Raw genomic sequence first — 24,794 nt, 5'->3', positions numbered from 1 at the left:
CGAAATTGAGGCACCACATGACAACCGCATTGCCCGGCCTGGGCCCCGTCGTCGTGACCGGCGCGGCCGGATTCATCGGCTCACACCTGACCGACGCGTTGCTCGCTCGGGGGCACGAGGTGATCGCAATCGACCGCCGGTCGGTAGACGAACCGGTCGCTGCCCGCAATCTTGCCGCCGCACTCACCGATCCCAATCTGATTCTGCACCAAGCTGATCTGGCCACCGACGAACTCGACGAGCTGATATCCCGCGCGCACACGGTGTTTCACCTGGCTGCGGTGCCGGGGGTGCGGGACTCGTGGGCCGAGCGGTTTCCCGACTACGCCGCCTCGAATGTCGTTGCTACCCAACGCCTGCTTTCGGCGTGTGAGCGTGCTCGGATTTCGCGGCTGGTGCTGGCCTCGTCCTCGAGTGTCTACGGTCAGACTGCTGGTCCGAGCGCCGAAACCGACGCGACGTATCCGATGTCGCCCTACGGTGCGACCAAACTTGCCGCCGAGCACCTGTGCTTGGCGCACGCGGCGCGGTCCGACACCACCACGAGCGTGATCGCGTTGCGTTACTTCACCGTCTACGGGCCTCGTCAGCGCGACGATATGGCGATCTCGCGGGTGCTGGCGGCAGTGCTGTCAGGAGTTCCGGTTGCGCTCTACGGCGATGGGCACCAGTCACGGGAATTCACCTACGTCGATGACATCGTCACCGCGACCCTCGCCGCGGCGGACATGCCGAACGCTGTCGATGCCGAGGTCATCAACGTTGGTGGCGGTTCCAGTGTGTCGATGCTCGAACTGATCTCGATCATCGGCCAGATCACCGGGCGCAAGGTACCGCTCGCGATGGAGGCACCCCGGGCCGGTGATGTCGAGGCCACCCGCGCCGACCTCACCTTGGCGCGCCAGCTCCTCGACTACGCGCCGAGCGTCGAGCTGCGCGAAGGGATCGCCCGGCATCTGGACTGGATGGTCAAACAGACCTCCCCGAAACCGAGGCCCAGGCCCGCTATCGAGGAAGCGGTGTCGCGATGATCGTGCTCACCGCGGACAACGCCAACATACTGTTCACCTCCGCGTGCCGTGCCCTCACCGATTTCGGCGAGCCGGTCAGCCCGCGCGGCATGGCCACCACCGAGATCCTCGGCGCGCATCTGCGGCTGACCCAGCCGCGACGACGATTCGTCGACGTGCCACCGCTGCGGCTACTCAACCCGGCCTTCGCCGTCGCCGAGGCGGTGTGGATTCTGTCCGGTTCCGACGACGACTGGATCTTCCAGTACAACCGGGCGTTGACCCGCTACGCCGACGACGGTGTCCTGCAAGGCGCGTACGGGCCGCGAATGCGGCGGTGGAACGACGCCATCGACCAGCTCGACCGCGTCCGGCAGTTGCTCCAACGCGACCCCGACACCCGCCAAGCGGTCATCCAGCTCTACGACCCGCAACGCGATACTCGCGGTCACCGCGATGTCCCCTGCACGCTGGGCTACCGGTTCTATCTGCGGCGAGGCCGCCTGCACATGCACACCACCATGCGCAGCCAAGACATCTGGCTCGGCTTTCCCTACGACATCTTCACCAACACCTTGATCCAGGAGCTGCTGGCGGGGTGGGTCGGTGCCGAGCTGGGCGAGTATCACCACCACATCGATTCGCTGCACCTGTACGCCGAAAACGTCAGCGCCGCTGAACAACTCGCCCACGATCCCGAGCCCTCCCCGGTCATGCCCGAGGTCGCTCTGCCGTGGAACGTCGCCGACCAGGTCCTGCGTAACACGGTCACCGAGCCTCCCACCCACGATCTGACCGGTATCTGGTCGGGATTCGCGCAGATGCTGGCCAGCTACCGGGCGTGGGGCACCGGCGACCGCGACCACGCCCGAACCCTGCTCGCCGACACCGACGGCGACCTCGTGCGCGCCCTGGAGCGCTGGTACGACCACCTCGCCCCCGCCCCCGCCAAGCAAGGAGCCCCCGCATCATGACCTCCAACCCCCGTGCGGTCCTCGGGTTCTGCTCCTGGACACATGATTCCGCCGCAGCGCTGATCCTCGACGGCGAACTCGTCGGGTTCGCCGAAGAAGAACGCCTCAACAACACCAAACACACCAAGGACTACCCCGCCCACGCCGTGGACTGGCTGCTCAGCGACAGCGACCTCGTCCCCGAACTGATCGATACCGTCGCCTACAACTTCCGCGCCCCCGGCTACCTCGCTGCCACTCGGCAGGCCGGCGAGCAACTCATCGACTCGGAGACGAGAGGAAGGGCGCTTTCGCGTGCCGCTAGCTTCGCGCGGGTCGTGGCCCGAACACGTGCCCGCACAAGGCGATTAGGACGACTGTTCCCACACGCTACGAGCACCTCGATCCTGCATCACCGAGCCCACGGGCTGTACGCCTTCGCATCCTCGGGCTACGACGACGCGGCCGTGTTGGTGATCGATTCTCTCGGCGAGGTGCAAACTACGACCATCGCGCACGCCCGCCGCGCTCCCGGCGGCGGATGCCGCTACGACTTCATCGACGCGATCGATGATCCGGCCTCCCTCGGCTACGCCTACGGAGCGGTCACCGAACACCTCGGGTGGCGTCGCGGTGACGAGGAAGGCACCGTCATGGCCTTGGCCGCCCTCGGTGACCCGGACCGATTCCGCGAGCTGATGAAGGAAGCGATCCCGATCACCGACACCGGATTCACCCTCAACCCCTGCCTGTTCCCACTGCGGGTCCTCTCGCGGCGCTTCGCCCGTGTCAGTGCCGAGTTCATCGCCCGCACTTGCCCACCTCGCGGCGACGGACCGGTCGCCCAGGTTCATCGCGACCTCGCCGCGGCACTGCAAGAGCGCACCGAACAGGTCATGGTGCACTTGGCCGTGCGGGCTCGCTGGCTGACCGGCGCACGGTTGCTGTGTGTCTCGGGCGGTGTCGCGGCCAACTGCGTGGCGATCGGCAAGATCGTCGAATCCGGGTTGTTCGATGAAGTGCACGTGCCACCGGCCCCTGGCGACTCAGGCACGGCGATCGGTGCCGCAACGGCAGCGTATCTGGACCACACCGGAAAACTGGCCACCGGAATCCAGGACCGCTGCTACCTCGGGCCCGCCTTCACCGATGTCGCGCTGCCGAAAAATCCTCGCCCCGGGTTGACCGCGACCAAACCCACGCACCCGGCCCAATATTTGGCCGGGGCCCTGGCCGCCGGTGCCGTCGTCGGAGTCTTCCGTGGACCGCTCGAGGCAGGCCCTCGTGCTCTGGGTAACCGGTCGATCCTGGCCTCCCCCGCTAATCCCGAGGTCGTCAAGCAACTCAACGACACGGTGAAGTTCCGGGAACCGTTCCGGCCGTTCGCACCGGTCACGCTTACCGCCGCCGCGTCGGACTACTTCACGCTGCCCCAACCCGCCCCGTACATGTCGATCGCGTCCCCGGTGACCGAACTGGCGCGCGAACAGATCCCGGCGATCGTGCACGCCAACGGCACCGCCCGCGTGCAAACCCTCACCGAGGGGCAGAACCCGTTCCTGGCCGAGGTCATCACCGAGTACGCCAAGATCACCGGCGTCCCGGTCCTGATCAACACCTCGCTCAACATCAAGGGCAAACCGATCTGCGGCACCCCGGAGATGGCGTTGGATTGCCTGCTCGCCAGCGGTCTGGACGCGGTGATGATCGAAGACTGGTGGGTGAGCAAATGAGGATCGGCTACAGCTTCTGGGGTTTCCTCGGCCCCGGCATCACCGACACCCCCGACGGAGGCCGCAGCCACCGCCGAACCCTCATCGACGGCCTGCGCGCACTCGGCCACGAGATCGTGTTCCTCCAGGCCGACCGCGATAGGGTCGAGGCCGGGACCGACCTCACCCACACCTACATCTGGGACGGCGGGCTTCCCGAGATCGACGCGTTGTTCCTGGAATGGCGCTGGCCGATCCCCGGCCGCAACACCACACCGTGCGGCACCCGAGGTCACACCTGCGACCTGCACCGTCAGCACCAACTGCTCGAGCACTACACCCTGCGACACGGGCTGCCCACGATCGTGTGGGACAAGGATCTGCAGCTCCCCGCCGGGCATCCGCTCCGGCACACACCCCAGGTGACGGTGTGCGAGGCGGCGCTGCACCCCAGCGACGGCGCGACCAGCCTGCTGTTCCCCGTCGCCGACTCCGCGCTCGACAGCGCCGACCCCGAGGCGCTCGCGCGACGGCCTCGACCGTTGAGCCTGGCCTACGTCGGCAACCAATACGACCGCGACGACATCTTCGACACCTACTTCGCCACCCCGGCGAGTGGCGCCGCGACTGCCTCGTGGCGGGCAAATGGCCCGACACTCGACGATGGCCATACGTGAGGTTCATCGGCCGAGTCCCATTCGCCCAGGTCGCCCAAATCCACGGCGACGCGCTGGCCACGGTGTCGCTGCTGCCCGACCGCTACGCCGCAGTCGGGCAGATGACCCAGCGCCTGCCAGAAGCCGTCCTCGCCGGATGCCTTCCGCTCACCCCGGCCTACATCCGCAGCGCACCCCAGTTCACGCCCGACCGTCTACACATCACCAGCGCAGCCCACATCACCGCCGAGCTGGCCGCCCTGCGACGTATCGCCGGAACCCCGGCACATGCCGATCTCGTGGCACAGTGTCTGGCCAAGCTGGACATCTTCCGGCTCTCCCGCCAGCTCGACACCCTCGATCGAGTCCTTTCCCGGATCGGAGTGCGCTCATGAGCGACCGGCCTCCCGAACCAACCGAGTCGGGGCAGGTATCGTCGCCGGGCGTGGACCAGCGAATCGTGATCATCGGTTGCGGCGGCAGCGGCAAGACTCACCTCGCCAACCAGCTCGCCGCCCTGCACGGGCTTCCACTGACCCACCTCGACGCCGTCTACTACGACGCCGACTGGAACCCGCTGCCCGCCGAGGAGTTCCAGGCCATCCAACAGCGCCTCGTCGCCGGACCGCGTTGGCTGATCGAAGGCAACTACGCGGGCACCTTGCCGATCCGACTCGCCGCGGCCGACACCGTCATATTTCTGGACCTGCCCGCGATCACCTGCATCACCGGCGTTCTGCAACGACGCTGGCGCTATCGGGGCGGTCAACACCGCGACGGCGTCTACGACCGCATCACCTGGGGATTCCTGCGCTACATCTGGGGCTACCGCGCCCAGATGCGCCCCCGCGTGCGTGAGCTGATCGCCGAACACGGCAACCAGGTCGAGCTGGTCACGCTGACCAGCCGCCGCCAAGCCACCCGCTACCTCGCCCGCCTGCGCGCGCAATCTTCCACTACCAGCTGACACCGAAACTGTTCGGAGGCGAACCGTCCATGACCTCCACCCCCTTCACCGACCCCGATACCGTCGTGGGTCTCTACGCCGACGCCGGGCGCACCCAGCGACGCACCAGCGCGCTGCTCGCCGCCAAGATCAGCGGCGAGAACGCGACCACCACCATCGTCGACCTCGCCACAGGCCACGCACCGAAACAACCAAAGGCGTGCGAAATCGGTTGTGGCAGAGGAACAGTCACCCTCGCTCTCGCCGAAGCACTCGCACCCGCCCACCACACCGTTGTCGACATCTCCCCGGCATTCCTGACCACCGTGAACGAACGCGCAACCGCCGCCGGATTCGCCGTGGAAACGGTGCACGGCGACTTCCACCACCTACCGCTGCCCGATGCCACGTTCGACGTGCTCGTGGCGGCGTTCTGTCTCTACCACTCCACAAGCCCCGCCGATGTTGTCGCCGAGATCGCCCGGTGCCTCACCCCGGGCGGGCGGGTGGTACTGGCCACCAAATCAGCCGACAGCTACCACGAGATCGACCAGCTCATGGCCGACACCGGCCTAGACCCCGCCGCGACCAGCCGGCCGAGTCTGTACGGAACCTTCCACAGCACCAACGCCGCCGACATCGTCTCCACCGGAACCCAACTCACCGAGGTCATCCACCGCGAACACACCTTCCGGTTCACCGACTTCGACCACCTCGCCGCCTACGCCATCACCGTCCCCAAATACCAACTCCCCCAGCGTTTGGCGATCAATCCGCGCGAACTGGCCGCCGAGCTTCGGCGTCGCACTCGTGATCGGGCACTGACGGCCACCTCGACCGTCACCTACCTGACAGGAAGCCGCCGGACATGAGCACGACAGCGTACGTCAAGAACTACGCATCGCCACTTCCGGCGGAAACTGCTCACGCACATCAGGATTGGCTGCTTCACCTCGACGCCCCGGTCCGCGTCCCACAGGTACGCGACCTCACCGGTACACGAATGACTCTCGAACATCTGGAGGGACGCCATCCGCGCCCCGGTGACCTCCCCATGGTGGCCGCAGCCCTGGGCGGTCTCCACACGGTCGCGAACCTCCGATACCTGCATGCGGGACGGCTCGACCAACCCTTCGAGGCCACACCGATGCTGACGATCGCCGACTTCACCTCGTCCCGCGCATCCGTCCTCCCCCAGGACTTGGAGATCGATGGCCTACCGTGCGCGCTCTACAAAGACAGCAATATCCGCAACTTCATCCTCACCGACGATCACGTCGGCATCATCGACTTCGATGACTTGACCCTGGCACCCTTCGGCTACGACCTCGCCAAACTCGTCGTCACCGCAATGACCCACGGGCACTTGCCACGCACCCTCATCGAGAACGCGCTCGACCGCTACAACAGCGAGACAACCCGAATCCCCAACGCCCACTGCGACCTGGGCCGACTCCAGCTCTACGCCGACATCCACCACCACCTCACCAGCCGCTACCTCGGCCGCCACGGCTACGCACACCAGTGGCCAGCGGTCCGCCCCTGGCCACAATGATCAACCACCCAGCGAGCGCTACCGTAGCCATATTGGTAGCGCCTCGCGGGCAGATTTCGCACCGACATGTTCGCATCTCGAAATCCACTGCGGCCGAACCAGGTTGCGGCCAGGAACTGCCCGGCATCAGGGTAGTGTGGGCAGACTATCTAGGTTTCCCTGATCGGGGACGGTGCTGAGGCGGGGCACAATGGTGCAAGCACGGGGTGGACCGGATTCGAAGCGGTCGCCCTGCAGGAGGCCATGCGACTTTCGGTGCGGCAGTTCGCCGAAAAGCTCGGCATCGACACCACCACGATCAACAACTGGCGCACCGGGCTCGGCACGGTCAGGCTGCGGAACAAGACACAGCAGATCCTCGACACCACGCTGCGCATGCACGCCGACCAGCATGATCGCGACCGATTCGACGCGATCGTCGCAGCTGGCGAAGCAGCATGGCGAGCCTCGCGCAACCGCCGCTCGACACCCACAACCGAGCCCGTCGTCTCGACAGCGCCCACACGCCTCCACGGTTTCGAAAACGCCACCGAGATCGTTCAGCGGATGCGCAAGCTCCACGGCAACACGGTTGAGGAGCCAGTTCTCACCGCACTGGAAATCGCGCTCCGCGACATCCTCGACCGGTACGAACTCGAGGGACCGCTTCGGCTCGTTCCTGAAGCCCTCGCCCTGCGACGTGAAGTGGACAGCCTCACCGAAGGCTGCCGCCAGCCCCACCACTTGGCACGTCTGTATCGGCTCGCGGGCCAAATCTCGGGAGCACTGGCTTACATGGCGGTCAATCTCGGACGATTCCAGCATTCCGAGATCTACATTCAAGAAACTCTCGCACTCGCCCACTTCGCACGCGACCCCGAACTGATGGCCTGGATTCGGGGAACAGAAAGCTTCTCCTACTACTATCAAGGCAAATACCCACAAGCCGCCGACGCAGCACGAGAAGGTATTCGCACGGCGGCAGGAAATCAGCAAGCCATCAGACTCTATTCGAACGGGCTCGCACGGGCGCTGGGAAAGCTCGGCGACTCCGAAGGGGTGAAACGCGCCGTCGAGCAGGCAGTCGAACTCGGTGACGTCAATCATGCTCCGTCCGGGCTCACCCCGGCGTTGTCGTTCGAACCCTATAGTGCGGCGCGGGTGATGGCCAATGCCACCACCGCGCACCTGTCCGCCGGTGACTTCGCGGACACGCTCGACTACGGGCAGCTCGTCTCCGAGCTGGTCGACACCTCGGATTCGGTATGGAGTCAGGCCCTGGTCCGGCTCGATGTCGCAACAGCCCTGGCCACCCAATCGAACCGAGACATCGAACAGGCGATGCATCTGGGCGTCCAAGCCCTCACCACGTCCCGAGACCAGCCGATCCGCTCGGTCTGGCAGCGCGCCAACGACCTCGCCGAGACCGTGTCATCAGTCGATACGCCAGCTGTCGCCGACTACATGGGCGAATTGCGTTCATGGTCCACAGCCACCGTAGCCTCCGTACAGGACAAGCTCACACCAGGGAAATAGTGGCCATCTCTTCCCACTCGTACGCGGAATCCGTGCGCCACAGCCGCACCAGCTTGACGTCCTTGACCATCGTCGTCACCGGGGCCAATTCCCGAAGGTCAGTAATCCTGTCAAGGATCGGGGCTACTGGTTGCCGGGCCGCGCTGTAGGCGATCCCGACGTGCGGTCGCATGTTCTCGACCGACCCGACCGGGCCGAGACCAGGCTCGGATTCCTGCGCAGCACCGAGACGCTCCACCAGCTCGAGAACAGGCGACCACGGCGAGACAGAGAACCGAATCGCACCCGCCGAGCCCGCCAGAGGTCCAACCGCGAGTTCGAACCGGCTCACCGACTCCAACGCTATGCCGGCCTTCTCGACGACTCGCTCCAGCCCGGCACCCTCGACCGCATCGACGCCTCCCACCTTCAGCAGCGTCATATGCAGGGTTTCGACCGCGACCGGGCGCAGCGGGAACGATCCGAGCGCGTCCTGACACGCTCTAGCGGTAGACGCCAGAAAATCGTCGTGCCCGAATGTCAGGTACCAGTAGAGATTCGACGCGCCGGACGGCCACGGCTTTATCTCCCAATGGTTTTCCATCCGCGATAGGGATGAGAACGCCGCCCAATCGTTGCGCCGGATCTCACCAGCGTCATCGAGGGAATCGGGGCGGCCGGGCGGAAATGGCTTGCTCTTCAAGGCTCTCCGTTGTGTACCTGAGCACGGGCGAGGTCAGTGTATCCGAGGACACGCACCTCTCCGCGGACGCCACATCGCCAAGCGTTGCCACCACCATCAGTCGACCAACCCAACCGCGTCGCGGCGAATCGCCAGCCCTCGCCCGCGTCCATGACGCCAACCAAGCCCCTCGTCGCCAGTCGAGATGCAGCGGAACTCATTGGCATAACGAACGCTATTGCAGAGCAGCGCCAATCACGTCGTCGTATGTGGCGAATGGGCGGCAGCGATCGTAGCCCGGATGTCAATCAGCCCGACGTTCGGCGGAACGTCAATGACGCTCGCACCGCCCCACCGCACCCACAGCGCGATGTTTCCGGCGTCTGCCTCGGCGACTAACTTGTCCAACGACCACCGCTTGTTGGCGCGGTCGATCTCGATCGCCACCGCCGACTTGCGCCACCGGCGGGTGCACAGCAGATCGAGCCGCCCCCGCATGGGTCCGTTGACCGACATCCGCTCCACCAGGGCAGGAGCCTCAAGCTCGACCCGCCAACGCCTACGCATTGCCCACTCTGAAATGGAATCGGTGAGCAGCTTCGTCGTCTGCTTCGAGGTCAGTCCATTTGCGTCCACCAACGCCAGCCATCCCGCCAACGACTGCCGTAACCTTTCAGCTTCGTTCGCCCGCGACCACACGGGCGGCACCCTACCCGCACCTCATGACACCAGCGCACAACATCTCATGTGCGCCCGTGCCCACTGTTGCCGAGTAAGAACAGGCAAGTAGAGTGCACACCAACCCGGGAACGCAGACCCGTCTCGCTCAGTCCAGACCGAATTCCGCTTCGATCACCAACTGGCCTGAGCAAAACCCCAGGTCGCGCGCGTTCCCATCTACTTAGCGGGTAACGATCGGATTCCGCACCGCTAGACGCCTGTTTCGATCCAGACCGTCGAGGTCTCATGCAAGGCCGTGCGCGAGCTGTGCCGGGTGCTGATCGTTGCGTGGTTCGGCCGGGTTGGATAACGCTTCGGGTGTCCCTGGGAGCACCAGCCCTCACCGTAGGAATCGCGTATCCCGCCTTGTCCGAACCAGTCCAGTTTTGCCGCCAGGTGATTTCCTGTTCCCATCCGGCCCGTAAGGCCTTATCGAAGACCGTGAGCGCCCGGCAGCAATGTGGTGGCTGAGCAACCGGTTCCGCTGTTGCTCAGCCACTTTCGGGCGTTTCATTGCTCGTGGTCCGAGCCCACACGAGACGAACACCTCGCATTACGTGAGCCTCGAGCTCTGCCGAAGACCGGTGTCGTGTGGGTGCGCTGGGAGCGCGAACAACTCATCGGAGGCCAGCCCACAGAAGCTCGTAAGTAGGGCAGACGCCAACCGTCGTCGGCCCAGACCACGGTGGTCGCATTGCGTGTGATCGAGTGGTCGGAGTGGCGCGCGTAGACATCGATCTGGGCCTCGGTCTGGGTGTAGATGCCCACGACGCAACCGAGGATGGTGGGTACGGTGGCGCCGGCCGGCTCGGTGATCGAGATCTGTGTACGCAGGACCGCCCAGGCGTCGCGGCCGGGCCCGGGGGCGAGCATGCGTTCCCCGACGCGCGCCCATTGGCCGTCCGGCGCGATCGACATGCGGATCGTCGCGTGAATCGCGGCGAGCGCCGCCCCGGCCGGGGTCCGGTCGAAGTCCGCGACGGCCGCGCCGTCGAACTGGCGTGGTCCTTGGTGGGCGACGGGTAACTCGACTCCCTGCCAGGACCGCCAGCTCACTCCGCTGGGGATGAGCGGTGCCGGTGCCGCGGTACTGGCGACAACCTGGTCGGTTGCGCCGCGACCACAACCGACGACAAATCCTGCGAGGATTACCAAAACCACGGCGCTGCGGAGGTCGGTGAGCGAATTCGAATGTGACATAACGGCTTCCTGTGGTGTCAGGCGGGTAGGAGCGCGATCGCCAGCGCGCTGGCCGATCCGAGGAGCGCGGCGGCGGCGAGCGAGCCGATGGCGCGTTCGATGGCTTCGTCGCGGTAGAGCCGGACCACCAACTGGCCACCGGCCCAGGTCAAGCGCGCGATGCACGCCAGCAAAACGAACCAAGCCAGCCAGTTCACCAGCCGGGTCAGTGGTGAAAGCACTTGCAGTGGAAGATGTTTGGCGATCATCGGTCACCGCCGTAGATGGTGTACTCGAAAACGGCATCGAGCGCGTCGGTGACCACGCGAGCTACCGCCTGAGGGTGCGTGCCGACAAGGCCATGTCCGGCGTCGGTGACCATATGCAGTTCGGCCCACACCGTGCTCGCCAGTTCATCGACGCGAGTCGGATTGGCAAGCTGATCGCCGGTACCGGTGACTATCCAGGTCGGTGTGGCGCGCAGGAGGTCCTCGACAACCGCGAGATCGGCGCCGCATCGGCGGTAGCACCGCAACGTCCGGCGAGCCGATTCGACCCCCACGTCACCACGAACACGGTCACTGGAACCGAGGGCATTCGCGAGATCGTGAATCCATCGGCGTCCGGCCTGCCTGGCCAACGTGCTGCGGTCCTCGTCGAACGCACCGATGTGGTCAGGCAGTTCAGGGATCGGTGCGACCGCCACGATCGCGTCGACGAGGTGCTCGTCGCGACGGTGGCGATAAAGCCATTCCTGGACCACGACGGCAGCCAGCGAATGCACCACCAGCACAACAGGACCGGTGGTATGAGCGAGCACCGAGTCCAGGTCGTTGACCAGTTGCGACACCCTCGCCTGGCCTGCGACGAAGGGAGGGTACTGCCGTGCCCGCGCTGATCGAACGTCAGATGCGCGAGGCTGCGGCCCTGGCTCGAGTGGAGTTCGGCGATCAGCGGGTCGAAGTAGAGCTGGTCGCTCAAAGGGGCGTGCAAGTACAACACGGTCGCCGAGGCGGCTGGTTGCCCGTGGCGGGTCGCCGCCAGTGGTGCGCCGTCGGCGGCGTGGATCGTAAAGGAATTTGTACCAGGGGTGCGGGTTTCGGAGCCGGTTCGTGGGGCGGTCATAGTCAGGAACCTCCACTCACGGCGGCGTTCATGATGGCTCCCGCGGAGGTAGCGATGATGCCGCCGACCAGGGCGGCGAACACGATTTTCGGTGATTCGACAGCCCCGCCGTGCCATCGCTCCCACCCGAATTTCCCACCGGCATAGATCAGGGCCGCGACTCCGGCCAGCATCACCAGCCAGGACAAATAGCCGACCAGGTTGGTCAGTTTGTCCCCGCCGGGCGGCCTGGTGGGGCTGATGTTGATCTGCTGGGCCAGTACCGACAGGCTGTCGGTACTGGCCACGAGTGTGGTCATGGCGTGTGCTCCGAATCACTTGCCGGACAGCTCTTTTCACCGAGCGTGCGACAACGATGACGAGTTCGTTTCCGACGTGGTGAACGTCGGTCGGTACGGCGTCGGTCAGCGCGGATTTGCGCGGTGGTGCGGGGTCGGCGGGGGTGAACTGGGCGAGTTCGCTGAGTTCGCGTTCGACGAGTTCGTCGTGCCACCCGATCTCCCAGACCCTCTCGGTGAGGCCGTCGATGACATCGCGGTAGCGGCGCACCGGGGCCGGGACACGGCCTGAACGGGTGGCGGACAGGACTACTTCGACGATGTCGACACCGTCGGGAGTGGTTCCGGCGTGCCATTCCCGCAGCCGGTCGGCGCAGGCGATCAGCCCGGGCAAGCACAGTCGGGCCGCGACCACGACCAGCTGGGTGGTCTCTGGCGAGGCGGGCCAACTTCGGCCGCAGTCGGCGGCCGGTGCCCACCAGCGGGCCAGTGTCGAGGTGCCCGCGCCGCCGTGGGCGCCGACGATCGCGGCCAGCGGTGGATGCGCACCGGTGATGGGTAACGGTTCGTACCGGTGTGTGGCGGGGGGACCGGAGTTGTGCACGGTGGTGGGCTCGAGGCGGCGGCTGCCGGTTGGGGGGTCGGGGTGGTGGGCGGCGAGGGCGACCATCAGGTGCCTCGCTTCTGAATGTTGGTGATCATCAGGCCCGCACCGGTGGTGGCGACGTTGACCAGCTGCAGGTAGTCCAAGCGGCGGCCCTCGGCGCGTAGTTCGACCAGGTGCACCTCGGCGGTGTTGTCGGCGACAACGTCGATACCGACGCAGTGGGTGACGCCCGCGGGCAGGGCTGTGATCGCGGCGGTGAGCGCGTCGCGGGTGAGTCCGGCGTGCGCATCCACCACCGCGAGCGTGGCGTCAGGGTCACGGCGGGCGTAGTAGGCGTATTGAAACCGTGCGATCACCCCGGCGACGGTCGTGGTGTCACCCGGTCCGTCGGTGACGATCTGGGCATTGACCCCGGCACAGGCTTTCGCTACCGGGCCGCAGTTGCCGGCGGGGCGGCGGTGTCCGACAGAAGGACGAGCCCGGCCCCGATGGTCGCCCCGGCCGCCGCAGCGGCTGTTGCGGCCACGAGTTCCCTCCCGCGGCTCGGCCTTTCGGCTCGCTTGGTCTTCTCGTCGGCCCAGCGCCGGCCACGGTGCGGTGGTGTCGAAACTTCTTCGGGTTCGGCGGCAGGGTCTTGGATGGGGTCGAGCCATCCGGCGCCATGGCCGGGAAGCAGGTCGCGGCTGGGCATGTGATTCACCTCCTCGCAAGGGGTTTCGGGTGGAAGTTGGGCCCTTCGGAGCACGCCGCTGGAAGGGCCACTGACCAGGGGGATCGGCGTGGACTGCCTCGTGCTCCGAAGGGGTCTAGGGGTGCGGTGATGTACTCACCGGCGGGGTGGGTGCCCTCGGCGAGGGCGGGACAAGGGGCGTAGGACTGAGACTCGGCGCCGACGACGGCGGAACCGTCCCGGTGGTCGTGGCGTCGGCCGCAGGTGTCGGTGCCGTGATTGGTTGGCTGGCGGCGATGTCGCGGGCCAGGGCGGTGAACCAGTTCGCGGTCGCGGTCACCGGGGCGTGACCGGTGGCAGTCGCGGTGACGGTGCTGTAGGTGCTGGATCGGCCGGTGGTGTCGCTGAATTGGGCGGTGGCCTGGGCCGTGTACAAATCTTGGGTGTCGGTGATCGTCGTAGTGATCGCATCGAAAGCGTCGTTGACCCACGTGCTCAGCGACTGCGGAGGAACCAGATCCACGACGGCATCGGCGACCTTGGTGCCGAGCACCGCGACCGCCGCGGCCGGGTTGGACAACCCAACTGCGGCGAGCTCGGCAATCGTGGTGGCGGTGAACACCTTCTGTGCCACCGACACCACTGCATTCAGCCCGATCGTGCCGATCTTGAACAACGCTGACAGCGCGTCGGACTCGGTCACAGGTTCCGCGGTCGGAGATGACGCGCGCGCGATCCGCTCCCCCAGTGTTTCGGTCGGCGCGTAGGCGGGCTGGTCGAGGCTGGTGCCGGAGAAGTCGTCGTTGACCACACCGACTGCGGTACTGAACACAGTCGAGGCCAATGCTTGGGCGACCGTGCCGATCGCGGCGACCGGGTCCTTGCCCTCGGCCTGCCCGGTGATATTGGCGACTGCAGTCAACAGGGGGCTACCGGATTGCACATCGCAGGTCGCGTCCCCTGCTACACACAGGCCCGCCACCCGACCCGCCAAGGCCCCGAAACTGATCGGGGCCGCGCTGGCTGCGATCCCCGCCCCGGACAGGCCGGTGTTGGACAGGGTGATCGCTGCGACGTTCGCACCGCCGGTCCCCGGCGCCGGGGACGGGGTGCTCGCGTTGTCGGTGCCCGGCAGCGCTCCAGCCGCAGCCCGCCGGGTCGGGTTGGCCAGCAGCGCGATCCCGGCGACCGAGTCGCCCGGGACCTGCGATCGCCCGGCACCCACCTTCTCGGCGAAAGATGCTGCGGCAGAAGCACCTTGCGCGTAACCGGCGACCGCGATGCGGGTCGAGGCGCACCGGTCGATCAACTGCGCCGCCGCCTGTTCGATGCGGTCGGCGGCCTCAGCTACTCCGGCGGCATAGTTTGTGGGGTCGGTGCCGGAGCCGAAGACGACGTAGGCCCGGTCGATCGCACCGTCGGCGGTGCTCATCATCTTCCCCAACGCCTGACCGAGCATTCCGGAGTCTCCGGTGTCCACGCTCGTGGCCGCCCCCTCTTCGCTGCTCTGGACGCCGAGGACATACAGGGCCGGGCACCGCGATTCTTCGGGTGCGCGGGAGATCGAGGGCGGAGCGTCGGATGTGTTCGTGGTGGTGGTTTCGGCCAGGGTGGGGGCTGTCCCGATGACCGTCATCGTCAGCCAGGCAACCGTGGTCGCCATGACACGTTGCCGAGTTCTGTTGCGGTTCATCGGATTTGCTTTCCTTTCGCTATCGCGGGAGGATGGGGGTTGTTCGTCGCCGGAAGGGGGACGACGCGGGCACACCTGTCAGTTGGTGGGGTTGGGACCTTGGTGGCGGGGCAGACGGGCGAATCCCGTTCGCAGGGTGGTTAAGACGCCGGGGACGCCGAAGTCGGCCGCCCTGAGGTGAGTGGTGTCGAATTCCGACCACGACACCGAGACACCACGCGAGGTGTACTCGGCGAACAATGCGCGACCGGACTCGATCGGGACCAGCGCGTCGAACGCGCCGTGGTACAGGTGCAGGTGCGACACCAACGGTGTTTCGCGGCCGAGGACTTCCTCGGACAAGACGTAACGCCAGACCGGTCATCCCACGGATCGGGTCGCTCGCACCACGCCGATAGCGGCGACAAGAACTCCACCAACAGAGCCGCGACATCGAGCTCGGAAGCCATCCGAACCGCCCGCACGCCAGCGTCGGTGAGCAGATGATCGAGCGGCAGATGCGCCCCCGCGCGCAACAACCCGACCATCCCGGCGAACGCCACCCCCGACCACGGGCCACCATCGATCCTGGTGATCAAGGCACCGGGATCAGCGATCACCGCGCCCGCCGCGACCGTTCGAAAGTCCAGATCCGGTGCGTAGGAGGGCTGATACTCTGCCGCGGAGGCGGCCGTCCGTCCGCCGTCGGCATACCCCCATACCGCGACCGGCGCCTGCAATCGACCCTGCTCGCGCCGTGAGACGACCGCGCGCGCCAGATCCAGTACCGCGTATGCGCCTGCCTTGGCCGCCAGGAAATGCAGCGGTTCGGCGCCGGTGATGCCTAGGCCGATGCCGTCGGGTACCGCGACAACCCATCCCTGCACCAGGGCAGCAGCGATGCTGCTCGCATCGGGTTCGTTCCCGTCGACCAGCCACTGCGAGGGTGCACACCGACCGCCCAGGCCATGAAATGTCGGGCAGTAGATCACCAGCGGGGTGTCGGTGACCGCATTGTCGGTCGGCGCAGATGGTTGCAGCACGATGCCCGAAGCAGGGACCGCGATGCCGCGACTGGTGCGCGTGGTGTAGATCAGCTGCCAGGCCCGCGCGAGGCCGGCGATGTGAGGCACCATCACCTCGCGGGTCCGCAGAATCCGGCCCGGTGCTGCCGATCCGATCGCGGTGTTCGCACGAAACTCATCGGTGCCGGTCATGAGCGGGCTCCCGCGATGTCGTGCGCCAACGCGATCATCCACGCGATACCCGAGTTCAGCTGTCCGGTCAGGGCGTATCCGTTGTGACGGCCTGTGTCGGCGAACCGCAACCACGTCCCCGGGTTGACCAACTCCGCGTTCTCGGCCGCGAGTTGACCCCACGCCCCGCCCAATTGGGCGAGCAATTTCGGCAACAACAACGGGTTCGCCGTCACCGTCGCGGTGATCTCGTTCCACCGGGAAGCGGCGGCTGCCGGATCCGCGGCGGGCACACGCGGGTCAGCGGCATCGACCAACCGCTGCCCGAGGTCCGCGAGCGGCACGTGGTCGACACTGCCAGCGGTGAGCTGGAAGTCGTTGGCCAGCACGCTGTCCCATGCCTGTCCGAGGGCCTCCGACAGCGCGGCGCTGAGCGTCGACAGTGGCGCCAGCGGGTTGGTCAGATCCGCTTGGGCGAAGTTTTGTGCGCCGAGCCGCAATACGGTTGCCTGGCCCGGCGTCGAGCAGGCCAGGTCACCGTCGCTGCAAATGTCGGCGACCCGACCGGTGAGATCACCGAATCCGGTACCGGTGGTCGCGATGCCCGCACCGCCGGCCGGGGCCGAGAGAACCTGCACCGTCGAGACCGCCGCACCCGATGTCCCGGGCGCGGCATCGGGCACGATCTGCCCTGGGCGACCCGGGAAGACGGGTTCGAGCTCGCCACGATCGGGGTTGGCGTACAACGCGATCCCCGCGACCCGATCGGCGGGCACCGGTCCTTCTCCGGCGCCGACGTCACGGGCGAACCCCGCCACCGCTTGGGCGCCCTGGCTGTAACCGACGACCGCGAGCATGGTGTCCGGACACGAGTCGACAACCTCAACGGCTGCGGCGTCCAGGCCCAAACGCGCGCCCGATACCGACGTCACATAGGGGTTCGCTCCGCCACCAGGGACGATGCCACCGAAGCCGGCCTCGTAGCCGATGTAGGCGCGCTGCACCAGTCCAGGCAGCGTCGAGACGACAGGTCCGATCAACGACCCCACAACACCGGTATCAGCCAACGGGTCCGCGGTCGGTGACGACTGACCCGTGCCCTGAACACCGAGGATGAACAAAGCTGGACATCCGTTGAGCGAAACGGCGTCCGCCGGTCCGGCCGGTGCGGCGGCACTCAGGAGCGCCGCACCTAGCAGCGCGGCGGTCACCACGACCGCGCGACTCGTGGTGCTCGTCGTCACTGACGTACTCGTGGTCACTGACCGACCCCCACGCCAGTCCCGAAACCGGCGCCGATCGTGCCGCCGACCGCTGCGCCGACCGCACCGACCGGCACCCCGGCGATCGCCGCACCCGCCGCGGCGCCGGCGGCAGCGCCGAGCGCGGTGCCCGCGACGCCGCTGGTGACCTGCCCGACGATCGGGACGGGAATCACGATTCCCACTGCGGCACCGGCGATTCCACCGACTGTGCCGCCGATCAGTCCGCCGACCGTGGCGCCCACCGCAGCAGCGGGTGTGCCGAGCACCGTCGCGCCCGCGGCACCGCCGAGCGCGGCACCACCCAGGGTCGCGCCACTGACACGATCCGAGCGGCCCGCCGGGATACCAACCGAGTCCAACGCGGTAGCGACCTGGGCTTCTGCACCCGCCGCGCTGTTATTGATCGCGTCGCGGACCTCGACCGGCACCCAGTCCGGACTCGGTGTCTGCCACTCTCCGATACGAATCGTGTTCTTCGGTGGCACAATCGGCGCTACCGGCTCAACAGGTTCGGGCAGATGCAGTTCCTCGATCCGCACCGGCTCCACCGGCTCCGACACGCTCGGAGCGGGCCGAGTCGGACCATTACGCACGGCGGCGGGCTGCTCGTAGTAGACCAGCGCATCAGGTTGGGGCTCAGGCTCGGGTTCAGGTTCGGGAGCCGGTGGTGGCTCGGGTGTTTCGGTGCCCGGCTGGGCGGGACTGGGGACACCACCCTGATAGGCCACCACGGCCACCGAACTGTTCGCGGTGGCAGGAGCGGCCATCCCGACAGCTATCGCGACGGGAATCGCCGCCGCAAGCAGCACAGTGTTGCCTCGGCGGGGAATTGCGTTGCGATCGTGGACGGTTCTCAGGCGAGTGGTCAAAGGGGATTCGGGCATGACAGGTCGACCCTTTCCGATAGGGGGTGAAGCAGGATTGCTGTGCCGCAGCAGGATTCACGAGGCGCGTGGCAGTAGGATCAGTCGTGTCCACTTGCCCGCCGAGCCGGTGCTCGAACCGGCTCGGCGGCGCCGCTCGGCGAGCGCGTCAGAGGAAGTTCAGCGCGAGGTACAGCACCTGATTGGCCAACGCTGCACCGTTGGCCAACAACGACAGCCCGGCATTGAGATAGCTCGCGATCACAATCGGATCCACAGGATTTCCTTTCTCAGAAGGAGTTTCTTTCTCTTTCCATCCAAGCCATGAAACCGACGGAGCCGCTAGAGCATTAACTGATCCAGTTTGGATGTATCCAAAAGGATCAGTTAAGGAAACTCCACGCTCGGGGCATCCACATGGACCCGTTCTGCCCATTGCCGATGCGGCTGTCTTGAACTCCCGTGATGCGGACGGCCACGTCGAAACTCCCACTGCCGCCGCATAATCACGAACGTCGCTGTCTACAATTACGAAGCGATGGGCAAAGTTGCCGCGTGAAACCCCTTCTGGTAGACAAGGTTCCGTCACCAGCAGGTAGCTTCCACTTCAAACATCTCAGCCTGTGAATTTCACCACTAGCTCCCGGGGGGGAGTATGAGAAGAGAAAGTACTCCTCGGCAGTTGCCGGATCAGCCACGACGGCGGCGCCGACGCGATCCGACCCGACCCACTGTGTCCACTCCGGACCTCGGCACGACGTGCCGCTGGATCCGGGACGATCTGGGTCTTACTCGCGAGCAGGCGGCTGATGCGGTCGGGTTCAGCGCGGTCCACCTCGGGCGCATCGAACGCGGCGAGCGCGAGCCCTCGCTGAACACCCTTGAAGGGATCGTTCGAGGCTACCGACTCGACCAGGCGATGTCGGCACACCTGCACGACCTCGCCATCGCCGACATCCCGCTGGCCCCAACCCACCACCTGCGCACCTACGTCCAGGCCGAGCCCGCATTGGCTGTCAACCTCGAACGCTTCCAAACCCGAGGCATCTTGGCCGCATACATCGACCCCATGTCGAACGTGTTGTCGCGCAACGACTTGTTCGCCCACGTCTTGGTCGGCATCGACGACATAGGATCGGTCCCAGTGTGGATGTTCAGCGAGCACGCCAAGACCGTCCTCGTCCATCCCGATGGGGAACGTTCCTGGATGATCGCGAAATTGAAAGCCGCACTCGGCCGGCATCGAACCTCAGTACAGGCCAAAGAACTCATTGCCGCGCTGGCACCGAACAGTGAAGCTCAAGGACTGTGGGCAGCGAGCGTCACCGTCTCCCTCGGCCGCGACGCGAGGCGCCTGTTGCACGCATATGGCACCAACCGCTGCAGAATCTCCTACCAGCTGTCACTGACCGACAGCATCGTCTCCAAACACATCCAACTGATCACGGCCACACCAGAGCCCTATTCCGGGCTCGTACGCGACTGAACACCAGCAACATCCGATCGGCGCAGCGGTCACCTACCCAGCTCGCGTCGGCCGGCCATTGTGAGACCCACCAAGGCGATGAGCCGAAAACTCTAGCTAATCACCATCAATTTCGCCGTGACAGCGAGAAATTGGTGGCGAACTCTGCGAAATTCGTGTTTCTAGAGACTGGAAGAGCCACTGATCGGGCAGAAAAGGTGCCCGATGAAAACTCACGCAGCAACCCTCCCCCTCTGTGTGCGCGACCATCCACCAGCGGCGTCATCGCACGCGGGAACCGACGGGAAGTAACCAGACCGTGATTTGCACCAAAGCTCTACTCTAACAGACGTTTTGGGCATATTTCGGTGGGTTCCGGACGACCCAAACCGGCGTCACGGTGACAGCGACCAGAGTCTCGTGAGGAAACCGTAAGATCTGCGCCGACGATGACGCATCTGCCGAACAGCGGACACCTGCAGTCTGGATCGATGCGATGTTCGCGGTTGCGACCGATCTGCGGGTGCTGCGTTACAGCCGCGACATCGATCCAATCCGGCTGGTGTGGGATTCGGCAGCCACCGACGACAACACGAGCGCGATCGGCTGGGCGCAACAGCACGCACTGGATCAGGCGTTAGCGTGGCCGGGTACGCCCGGATTGGGGAGTGGCGCAAACGCGCTACTGCCTCGGGGGCGGTGCGGTACTTCGCCGAGGCGACACCTACATCGAGGAGCTGGGACCGCCATCCTGTAGCCACAGAACATGACTGGGGCCCCTCACCCGAGCGGAATTCGGGTGAGGACCAGTCATGTTCTCAGGCTGCGCGCGGCACCCGCACCCGTGGTCTAGGCGGCCACGTCGAACAGCGTCAACGCGGTGGGTTGGAGCGCGGTCGCGGCGCGCTGCTCGTCAGCCTCGCGGATCGCGCACCGCGGGCCGATGCCTGCTCGCACCGATTCCGCCGAGACGAGCCACCCGTTGCAGCGGCGGCAATGCGCGACGAGTCTGACCTCTGGACGGTCGCCGGTTCCGGCCATGCCCCTCACCTCCAAACACGATGCCCACAAGCGTGACACAGGGCACCGACAACCGGGGCCTTCGGCATCACTGACGTGCGGGCCCGATCGCAGAGGTCGCGATCAGCGATTCAAAAAGGGTTTGCTGACTCTCCCCAGTACGGTTCGGGCTATGGCCCGTCGTAAACCCACCATCCCGGAGCGGGCGCAGTTCGCTCGCGCGGCCGTTGAGTACATCGCGCACCACGCCGATCGAGAGCCGGATCAAGAACCCTACGATCTGGCGTTTCGGGGGCTCGGCAAGATCGTCTGGTTGCACGCGCAGAGCCGCGACGGGATCGCCGCCTACGCCGCGAAATGTTGGATCACCAGCGAAGAACCGTATGCCGGGATGAGCCCGGCCGATCTCAAGGACGCCGAACGTGGCCGCCGGGAACAGGCTCGGCACAACCGTGCCGTCGCCACCCAGACCAACCGGCGTATCGCCACCCGGATCGACGTCATCGACCAGACCAGCACCCGCTGCACGGCTCCGACGAAGTCCGGTCGACCATGCAGTATCGAGCCCCTCGCCGGCCGCAACCAGTGCCACGTGCACGCGGCGGACCTGCAGTGCGGTGCGGTCAAGTCCTACGGGAAGCGGTGTGCGATCCCGACCGGCGGCCGCAGCCCGTGCGCGAAGCACTAGAGCTGAGTCAGTTCACGACGAGGTGGTCGGTGACGGCGGGCCCGGTGTGGGCCAGGCCCGAGTCCAGCACGCTGGAGCGGTAGGTCTCCCATTCGGCCAGCTTGGGCCGGTCGCGCTCAGCGCTGCGGTGGGCCATGCGCTCCCGGATCCGGGTGGTGTCGGTGCCGACCCAGACTGTGCGGATCGCGACGTCGCCGCCGGTGATCGTGCGGATGTAGTCGCTGAGCCGCTGCCCTTGCTCGCCGGCGGTGTTGATGTAGCCGAGGAACGGGGCGTCGACCACGACGGGGCAGCGGCGGGCGATGGTGACGGCTTGCTGGACCAGCGCGGCGTAGAGGTGCGGGGCGACGACGCGGCGGTAGAGGTCGCTGTCGCGGTCGTGTGGGTGCCCGGTCAGCTCGGTCATCACCGACTCCTCGAGCTGCGGGGCGAAGGTGTCCTTGTCGAGCACGACCGGGTCGATGAGCTCGGCCAGCAGCCGGGTCGCGGTGGTCTTGCCCGCGGCAGGGAATCCGCAGACCACGGTGACACCGGTGCCCGCGCGGGTGGCCAGCTCACGCAGCGCCAGGTGAGCGGTGGGCGAAAACGGCAGGGGCGGTACAGGGTTCGCGGCGGCGGTCATTCGTTCATCTTCCCCGGAGTTCCGAGGGAAGAGGCCCGGATTCGGTCTTCGCCGGTGCGGGGAGCGGTTGATACTTACCGCGTGACGCTGACAGCGAACGACGCATTGAGCCGGTACCACCTCAGCATCTCCGCTGACCCCGGAGGAGATGGCGATCTGGAGATCAATTTGGTGCTCACTACCCGATGGCTGCCTCGGGTAGGAGACACCCTCAATTTCGACGGCCCCCGGGGCGAGACCCTGTACGTGACGGTCGCCCAGGTGGTGTTCACCTACAGGTCCGGTGCCGACGACGCCGGTCCTGAGCCGGAGGTCGAGGTCCACGCCGATGTCATCGAAAATCCTGTCATTCGGGAGACCGCTCGCGACCTGCTCGACCCGGTGCGGTTGATCGAGTGGGCGCAGGCGGTGCACTTCGTCGAGGCCGAGCCCGCCCGGCAGCTGGTCGTGGAAGCCTGCACCGAGGTCGGGCTGGACGAGGACCATTGGAGGACGATCACCGACTGGAACGACTGGGCCGTCGAGGTCCGGGCACGACGGGCACAGACCCACGAAACCGCCTGATGCAGCACCAAGTTCGTGGGGGTATGGATGCCGTGTGATCACAAGCAGTACTGGGCACTCGGCGCTGGCATCGAGAGGCCCACTGGTCGACCTGCGGCCGAGGACCTGACCCCGACATGCGGGAAATGCGCGGCCACAGTCTGCGATGAACTCGCCTCCGAGACGGGAGAACCGGTCGCGATGCGATTTCTGCACATCCCGCAGTGATCAGTTGAGTCGGCCGCGTGCTCGGCGCAGCTCGAAAGCTCGGGCGTGTCCTCTTCGTCGACCAGGCGCAGCTCCGCACCGACCAGGACCGCGTCGATGGCGTGGCAGGTCGGCAGCTCGAAGTTGGACTCGGTGCAGATCCAGTCCCACCGGTCGACGCCCCCCTTACGGCCTGGCGGCGGCGAGGCTGTCGCGGGTCTGCGCCGGAAATCAGCCGCCCCTACGCCATATTCGTTGTTTTTCGCTGGCTACTTCCGGAATCCCCCGGAACCGAGATCGTCGGCGCCCCGATCACCGAACCGGTTGCCACCTGGAGAACTACACCCACCAGGGGCTGACCACTGGCGCGGTCAGGCTGCCGGGCCGCCGCGTGCACGCTGCGGTGTGGTTCCGGCTGCTGCGCACCTTGATCGACGAACTGAGCCTGTCCACCACCGGCCTGAGCAGAGCATCAGCGCGTATCCTCACCCAGGTGTGGTAGGCCGCCGAGCTGACCCCACGCGCCGGGATACGCATCTGGCAGCCCTACGAACTACTGCCCTGGACCGCCAGGAAGACCTGCTCACCGCGGCCGCCGTCACGCTGGGACATGGTCGCGCAGAGGCGCCTTCGACCGTGCTGCACCCTCGCCGCGGTGCTTGTCCCGCCACACGCCGAACCGGTCTATCCCGGCGACGATCCTCGCCATCCCCCCGACAGCCCCGCGACGCGCTCCCGGATCCTCGACACCCAAGCTCTGTATCGCCGCGCCGACTACAGCGAGCTGTTCGACGAACTCGCCCGCTCCGTGCGCACCGATGCCGACACCGCGCACCGCGAGCTGGCCTTCCTGCTCGCCACCGACCCGAGCCCGGCCAACCTCGACCGCGAGCGCGACATCCTGATCCGCGACACCGGAATGCCACCGGATTTCGTGCGAACCCGCGCCGAAACCGAGGCGCTGCTGATCCTGCGCGGCCACGCCCGCGGTGAGATCGCCCGCGTACTCGCCGAGTTCGCACCGCGCCTCAGCGGCCCGGCCGCGAATCTGTTCGTGCCCGAGGACCTCGCGCGACTGCGCCCGCCTGGAACGGTGAACGGTGTGCTCCGCGCGGGGTGCCCAACCCTTGGGCGATGTTTCATAGGTGATGGTGCTGGTTTATGACAACACAAGGCCAACCGCCTCGACCGCCAGGCGGCGGAGCAATCGGCTACCCCAACGCGGTGATCGCCAAAGAGCTCGGCGTGACTCCGAAGGCCGTGCAGCACCGCTACGATCGAGCCAAGAGCAAGGCGCTGCAGAGTCTGCAACGAGCGGAGTACGTCAGCCCCGACTTCGCGCACGACCTTCCCTCACCTGTTCGGGAGCCCGACCCAATCGACTCGGCGACCTGATCCTCGTCAGTCCCCGGCGGTTTCGCCAGCGAAGTAGACGCCCGGCGACGGGCTGACGCGATCCACAGCGGGGCCATCCAGGGCTCAGGTGGCCGCGAACTCCTGGTACGGGTCGTCGCAGGTCGCTCTCCGTAACGCTCACACTCTGCGGCGGCCCGCTCTTCGTACCCGGGCCACGACCGGATCGCTGACCGCCGTTGGGGCTGTTCCGAATGAGGGGGAAGGTGCGAAAGGATGAATCCGTGAACCACACCGACCTCAGCGGCAACGC

The 24,794-nt window shown here is 66.4% G+C and carries 28 protein-coding genes and 1 pseudogene; 14 read left to right on the top strand and 15 right to left on the bottom strand.

All coding sequences use genetic code 11. The features are described 5' to 3' along the window. Nucleotides 1-17 precede the first annotated feature (17 nt). The 9 genes from AB0I35_RS31405 (at nucleotide 18) to AB0I35_RS31365 (ending at nucleotide 8,347) form a co-directional block, all read left to right on the top strand. Nucleotides 18-1,031 (top strand): NAD-dependent epimerase/dehydratase family protein, encoded by a 1,014-nt coding sequence (locus AB0I35_RS31405; protein WP_357399945.1) that lies wholly within the window; start codon nucleotides 18-20, stop codon nucleotides 1,029-1,031. Further along, nucleotides 1,028-1,984: a thymidylate synthase gene (locus AB0I35_RS31400; RefSeq protein WP_357399944.1), complete on the top strand. Its 957-nt coding sequence runs from the start codon at nucleotides 1,028-1,030 to the stop codon at nucleotides 1,982-1,984. The genes AB0I35_RS31405 and AB0I35_RS31400 overlap by 4 nt, the downstream gene beginning before the upstream one ends. After that, complete coding sequence (locus tag AB0I35_RS31395; protein ID WP_357399943.1) at nucleotides 1,981-3,696, top strand: carbamoyltransferase C-terminal domain-containing protein; 1,716 nt, start codon at nucleotides 1,981-1,983, stop codon at nucleotides 3,694-3,696. Before AB0I35_RS31400 ends, AB0I35_RS31395 begins: the two co-directional genes overlap by 4 nt. Beyond that, nucleotides 3,693-4,352 (top strand): hypothetical protein, encoded by a 660-nt coding sequence (locus tag AB0I35_RS31390; protein ID WP_357399942.1) that lies wholly within the window; start codon nucleotides 3,693-3,695, stop codon nucleotides 4,350-4,352. The genes AB0I35_RS31395 and AB0I35_RS31390 overlap by 4 nt, the downstream gene beginning before the upstream one ends. Continuing rightward, nucleotides 4,349-4,726, top strand: a complete 378-nt coding sequence (locus AB0I35_RS31385) for a hypothetical protein (RefSeq protein ID WP_357399941.1) — start codon at nucleotides 4,349-4,351, stop codon at nucleotides 4,724-4,726. The genes AB0I35_RS31390 and AB0I35_RS31385 overlap by 4 nt, the downstream gene beginning before the upstream one ends. A 50-nt stretch (nucleotides 4,727-4,776) precedes the next feature. Further along, on the top strand, nucleotides 4,777-5,298 hold the full coding sequence (locus AB0I35_RS31380) for a hypothetical protein (protein WP_357399940.1): 522 nt from the start codon (nucleotides 4,777-4,779) through the stop codon (nucleotides 5,296-5,298). Nucleotides 5,299-5,327: 29 nt separating this feature from the next. Then, complete coding sequence (locus AB0I35_RS31375) at nucleotides 5,328-6,149, top strand: class I SAM-dependent methyltransferase (protein WP_357399939.1); 822 nt, start codon at nucleotides 5,328-5,330, stop codon at nucleotides 6,147-6,149. Continuing rightward, a complete protein-coding gene (locus AB0I35_RS31370; protein WP_357399938.1) occupies nucleotides 6,146-6,832 on the top strand; it encodes a phosphotransferase in 687 nt (228 codons plus the stop codon). Before AB0I35_RS31375 ends, AB0I35_RS31370 begins: the two co-directional genes overlap by 4 nt. Nucleotides 6,833-7,075: 243 nt before the next feature. Then, on the top strand, nucleotides 7,076-8,347 hold the full coding sequence (locus AB0I35_RS31365) for a hypothetical protein (protein WP_357399937.1): 1,272 nt from the start codon (nucleotides 7,076-7,078) through the stop codon (nucleotides 8,345-8,347). On the opposite strand, the gene AB0I35_RS31360 is transcribed toward AB0I35_RS31365, so the two are convergent. The 13 genes and pseudogenes from AB0I35_RS31360 to AB0I35_RS31300 form a co-directional block, all read right to left on the bottom strand. Next, nucleotides 8,331-9,029, bottom strand: a complete 699-nt coding sequence (locus AB0I35_RS31360) for a 2'-5' RNA ligase family protein (RefSeq protein ID WP_357399936.1) — start codon at nucleotides 9,027-9,029, stop codon at nucleotides 8,331-8,333. The genes AB0I35_RS31365 and AB0I35_RS31360 overlap by 17 nt on opposite strands. A gap of 234 nt (nucleotides 9,030-9,263) precedes the next feature. After that, a complete protein-coding gene (locus tag AB0I35_RS31355) occupies nucleotides 9,264-9,665 on the bottom strand; it encodes a hypothetical protein (RefSeq protein ID WP_357399935.1) in 402 nt (133 codons plus the stop codon). Between the two features lie 573 nt (nucleotides 9,666-10,238). Beyond that, nucleotides 10,239-10,928 carry a hypothetical protein gene (locus tag AB0I35_RS31350; RefSeq protein ID WP_357399934.1) on the bottom strand — a complete coding sequence of 230 codons (690 nt, stop codon included), beginning with the start codon at nucleotides 10,926-10,928 and terminating at the stop codon, nucleotides 10,239-10,241. 17 nt (nucleotides 10,929-10,945) lie between these two features. Then, entirely contained in the window at nucleotides 10,946-11,176 is a 231-nt protein-coding gene (locus AB0I35_RS31345; RefSeq protein WP_357399933.1) for a hypothetical protein, read from the bottom strand. Continuing rightward, the gene (locus AB0I35_RS31340) at nucleotides 11,173-11,757 is read right to left on the bottom strand and encodes an alpha/beta hydrolase (RefSeq protein ID WP_357399932.1); all 585 of its coding nucleotides are present in this window, start codon (nucleotides 11,755-11,757) and stop codon (nucleotides 11,173-11,175) included. Before AB0I35_RS31340 ends, AB0I35_RS31345 begins: the two co-directional genes overlap by 4 nt. Nucleotides 11,758-12,034: 277 nt before the next feature. Beyond that, complete coding sequence (locus AB0I35_RS31335; protein ID WP_357399931.1) at nucleotides 12,035-12,331, bottom strand: hypothetical protein; 297 nt, start codon at nucleotides 12,329-12,331, stop codon at nucleotides 12,035-12,037. A gap of 648 nt (nucleotides 12,332-12,979) precedes the next feature. Next, a complete protein-coding gene (locus AB0I35_RS31330; protein ID WP_357399930.1) occupies nucleotides 12,980-13,273 on the bottom strand; it encodes a hypothetical protein in 294 nt (97 codons plus the stop codon). Nucleotides 13,274-13,344: 71 nt separating this feature from the next. After that, nucleotides 13,345-13,608: a hypothetical protein gene (locus tag AB0I35_RS31325; protein ID WP_357399929.1), complete on the bottom strand. Its 264-nt coding sequence runs from the start codon at nucleotides 13,606-13,608 to the stop codon at nucleotides 13,345-13,347. A gap of 115 nt (nucleotides 13,609-13,723) precedes the next feature. Beyond that, on the bottom strand, nucleotides 13,724-15,250 hold the full coding sequence (locus AB0I35_RS31320) for a cutinase family protein (protein ID WP_357399928.1): 1,527 nt from the start codon (nucleotides 15,248-15,250) through the stop codon (nucleotides 13,724-13,726). Between the two features lie 108 nt (nucleotides 15,251-15,358). After that, nucleotides 15,359-15,622: a hypothetical protein gene (locus AB0I35_RS31315; protein ID WP_357399968.1), complete on the bottom strand. Its 264-nt coding sequence runs from the start codon at nucleotides 15,620-15,622 to the stop codon at nucleotides 15,359-15,361. Nucleotides 15,623-15,786: 164 nt separating this feature from the next. Then, nucleotides 15,787-16,395 (bottom strand): annotated as a pseudogene (locus tag AB0I35_RS31310) (lipase family protein); the annotation flags it as partial. 77 nt (nucleotides 16,396-16,472) lie between these two features. After that, entirely contained in the window at nucleotides 16,473-17,699 is a 1,227-nt protein-coding gene (locus AB0I35_RS31305; protein ID WP_357399927.1) for a cutinase family protein, read from the bottom strand. A 14-nt stretch (nucleotides 17,700-17,713) separates the two neighbouring features. Further along, nucleotides 17,714-18,487, bottom strand: a complete 774-nt coding sequence (locus tag AB0I35_RS31300) for a hypothetical protein (RefSeq protein WP_357399926.1) — start codon at nucleotides 18,485-18,487, stop codon at nucleotides 17,714-17,716. A gap of 829 nt (nucleotides 18,488-19,316) precedes the next feature. Between AB0I35_RS31300 and AB0I35_RS31295 the strand changes: the two genes are divergently transcribed. Next, complete coding sequence (locus AB0I35_RS31295) at nucleotides 19,317-20,069, top strand: helix-turn-helix domain-containing protein (RefSeq protein ID WP_357399925.1); 753 nt, start codon at nucleotides 19,317-19,319, stop codon at nucleotides 20,067-20,069. 828 nt (nucleotides 20,070-20,897) lie between these two features. Here the strand turns inward: AB0I35_RS31295 and AB0I35_RS31290 are convergent. Next, nucleotides 20,898-21,089, bottom strand: a complete 192-nt coding sequence (locus AB0I35_RS31290) for a DUF6011 domain-containing protein (RefSeq protein WP_357399924.1) — start codon at nucleotides 21,087-21,089, stop codon at nucleotides 20,898-20,900. Nucleotides 21,090-21,240: 151 nt separating this feature from the next. On the opposite strand from AB0I35_RS31290, the gene AB0I35_RS31285 reads away from it, so the two are divergent. Beyond that, on the top strand, nucleotides 21,241-21,756 hold the full coding sequence (locus AB0I35_RS31285) for a hypothetical protein (protein ID WP_357399923.1): 516 nt from the start codon (nucleotides 21,241-21,243) through the stop codon (nucleotides 21,754-21,756). Nucleotides 21,757-21,763: 7 nt separating this feature from the next. On the opposite strand, the gene AB0I35_RS31280 is transcribed toward AB0I35_RS31285, so the two are convergent. After that, nucleotides 21,764-22,378 carry an AAA family ATPase gene (locus AB0I35_RS31280; RefSeq protein WP_357399922.1) on the bottom strand — a complete coding sequence of 205 codons (615 nt, stop codon included), beginning with the start codon at nucleotides 22,376-22,378 and terminating at the stop codon, nucleotides 21,764-21,766. A gap of 81 nt (nucleotides 22,379-22,459) precedes the next feature. Here AB0I35_RS31280 and AB0I35_RS31275 point away from each other — a divergent pair, with 81 nt between their 5' ends. The 3 genes from AB0I35_RS31275 to AB0I35_RS31265 all read left to right on the top strand — a co-directional run bounded on the left by AB0I35_RS31275 (nucleotide 22,460) and on the right by AB0I35_RS31265 (nucleotide 24,523). Next, nucleotides 22,460-22,942: a hypothetical protein gene (locus AB0I35_RS31275; RefSeq protein ID WP_357399921.1), complete on the top strand. Its 483-nt coding sequence runs from the start codon at nucleotides 22,460-22,462 to the stop codon at nucleotides 22,940-22,942. Between the two features lie 841 nt (nucleotides 22,943-23,783). After that, the gene (locus AB0I35_RS31270; RefSeq protein WP_357399920.1) at nucleotides 23,784-24,293 is read left to right on the top strand and encodes a hypothetical protein; all 510 of its coding nucleotides are present in this window, start codon (nucleotides 23,784-23,786) and stop codon (nucleotides 24,291-24,293) included. Nucleotides 24,294-24,352: 59 nt separating this feature from the next. Then, nucleotides 24,353-24,523 (top strand): hypothetical protein, encoded by a 171-nt coding sequence (locus AB0I35_RS31265; RefSeq protein WP_357399919.1) that lies wholly within the window; start codon nucleotides 24,353-24,355, stop codon nucleotides 24,521-24,523. Nucleotides 24,524-24,794 lie beyond the last annotated feature (271 nt).

Origin of the sequence: Nocardia sp. NPDC050378 (genome assembly GCF_040655675.1) — a bacterium.
Taxonomy (GTDB): Bacteria; Actinomycetota; Actinomycetes; order Mycobacteriales; family Mycobacteriaceae; genus Nocardia; species Nocardia coubleae.
This window is presented reverse-complemented; position numbering and strand designations above follow the sequence as displayed.